At 48.7% G+C, this 1,958-nt stretch carries 3 protein-coding genes; 2 read left to right on the top strand and 1 reads right to left on the bottom strand.

The window, feature by feature from the left end:
- Positions 1 to 182: 182 nt before the first annotated feature.
- Complete coding sequence (locus ACZ6S8_RS39505) at positions 183 to 887, top strand: IS6-like element IS26 family transposase (RefSeq protein WP_001067856.1); 705 nt, start codon at positions 183 to 185, stop codon at positions 885 to 887.
- Positions 888 to 978: 91 nt separating this feature from the next.
- Entirely contained in the window at positions 979 to 1,158 is a 180-nt protein-coding gene (locus ACZ6S8_RS39510; RefSeq protein ID WP_000902128.1) for a hypothetical protein, read from the top strand.
- A 153-nt stretch (positions 1,159 to 1,311) separates the two neighbouring features.
- Here ACZ6S8_RS39510 and ACZ6S8_RS39515 read toward each other — a convergent pair.
- On the bottom strand, positions 1,312 to 1,958 hold a 647-nt coding region (locus tag ACZ6S8_RS39515; RefSeq protein WP_469463240.1), incomplete at its 5' end, for an APH(3') family aminoglycoside O-phosphotransferase.

Below are 1,958 nucleotides of genomic sequence, written 5' to 3' on the forward strand. Positions count from 1 at the left end.
TTGGAATTTAATCGCGGCCTCGAGCAAGACGTTTCCCGTTGAATATGGCTCATAACACCCCTTGTATTACTGTTTATGTAAGCAGACAGTTTTATTGTTCATGATGATATATTTTTATCGGCACTGTTGCAAATAGTCGGTGGTGATAAACTTATCATCCCCTTTTGCTGATGGAGCTGCACATGAACCCATTCAAAGGCCGGCATTTTCAGCGTGACATCATTCTGTGGGCCGTACGCTGGTACTGCAAATACGGCATCAGTTACCGTGAGCTGCAGGAGATGCTGGCTGAACGCGGAGTGAATGTCGATCACTCCACGATTTACCGCTGGGTTCAGCGTTATGCGCCTGAAATGGAAAAACGGCTGCGCTGGTACTGGCGTAACCCTTCCGATCTTTGCCCGTGGCACATGGATGAAACCTACGTGAAGGTCAATGGCCGCTGGGCGTATCTGTACCGGGCCGTCGACAGCCGGGGCCGCACTGTCGATTTTTATCTCTCCTCCCGTCGTAACAGCAAAGCTGCATACCGGTTTCTGGGTAAAATCCTCAACAACGTGAAGAAGTGGCAGATCCCGCGATTCATCAACACGGATAAAGCGCCCGCCTATGGTCGCGCGCTTGCTCTGCTCAAACGCGAAGGCCGGTGCCCGTCTGACGTTGAACACCGACAGATTAAGTACCGGAACAACGTGATTGAATGCGATCATGGCAAACTGAAACGGATAATCGGCGCCACGCTGGGATTTAAATCCATGAAGACGGCTTACGCCACCATCAAAGGTATTGAGGTGATGCGTGCACTACGCAAAGGCCAGGCCTCAGCATTTTATTATGGTGATCCCCTGGGCGAAATGCGCCTGGTAAGCAGAGTTTTTGAAACGTAAGGCCTTTGAATAAGACAAAAGGCTGCCTCATCGCTAACTTTGCAACAGTGCCGAATTTAGCGCGGTCGCTAAACATTTCGGCACCACCCAGGTGCTGCACGATATCAATCTGAAAATTGATGCCGGTGAATACCGGCTGGCTGCCGACGATCCGGATGAGGAGAACACCCTCGCCACGGCAGTTTTCACCCTCGATGCCAACCACGTCAGGTGGCAAATTTTCGACATTAACCGCGACGATGCTAAATTTCAGGGAGAAGTGCGTGGGTGAGATAGCCGGTCGTCAGTCATAAAGGGCAGGGTAGTACCGTTGGCCCGGCGTTCGATAGTACCGTCCGGATACTGCCAGATATCGGCGTCCAGGGAGATGTCCTGAAGCGCGGTGTCCGGAATTTCAGGTTTGTGTCTCTACAAAGACTAACTATCAGAAAAACTCATCGAGCATCAAATGAAACTGCAATTTATTCATATCAGGATTATCAATACCATATTTTTGAAAAAGCCGTTTCTGTAATGAAGGAGAAAACTCACCGAGGCAGTTCCATAGGATGGCAAGATCCTGGTATCGGTCTGCGATTCCGACTCGTCCAACATCAATACAACCTATTAATTTCCCCTCGTCAAAAATAAGGTTATCAAGTGAGAAATCACCATGAGTGACGACTGAATCCGGTGAGAATGGCAAAAGCTTATGCATTTCTTTCCAGACTTGTTCAACAGGCCAGCCATTACGCTCGTCATCAAAATCACTAGCATCAACCAAACCGTTATTCATTCGTGATTGCGCCTGAGCGAGACGAAATACGCGATCGCTGTTAAAAGGACAATTACAAACAGGAATCGAATGCAACCGGCGCAGGAACACTGCCAGCGCATCAACAATATTTTCACCTGAATCAGGATATTCTTCTAATACCTGGAATGCTGTTTTCCCGGGGATCGCAGTGGTGAGTAACCATGCATCATCAGGAGTACGGATAATATGCTTGATGGTCGGAAGAGGCATAAATGCCGTCAGCCAGTTTATTCTGACCATCTCATCTGTAACATCATTGGCAACGCTACCTTTGC

The organism is Streptomyces sp. NPDC048461 (assembly GCF_055587105.1).

Coding starts and splice junctions, on each gene's coding strand:
- ACZ6S8_RS39505 (WP_001067856.1), top strand. CDS start 183: ATGAACCCATTCAAAGGCCGGCATTTTCAGCGTGACATCATTCTGTGG.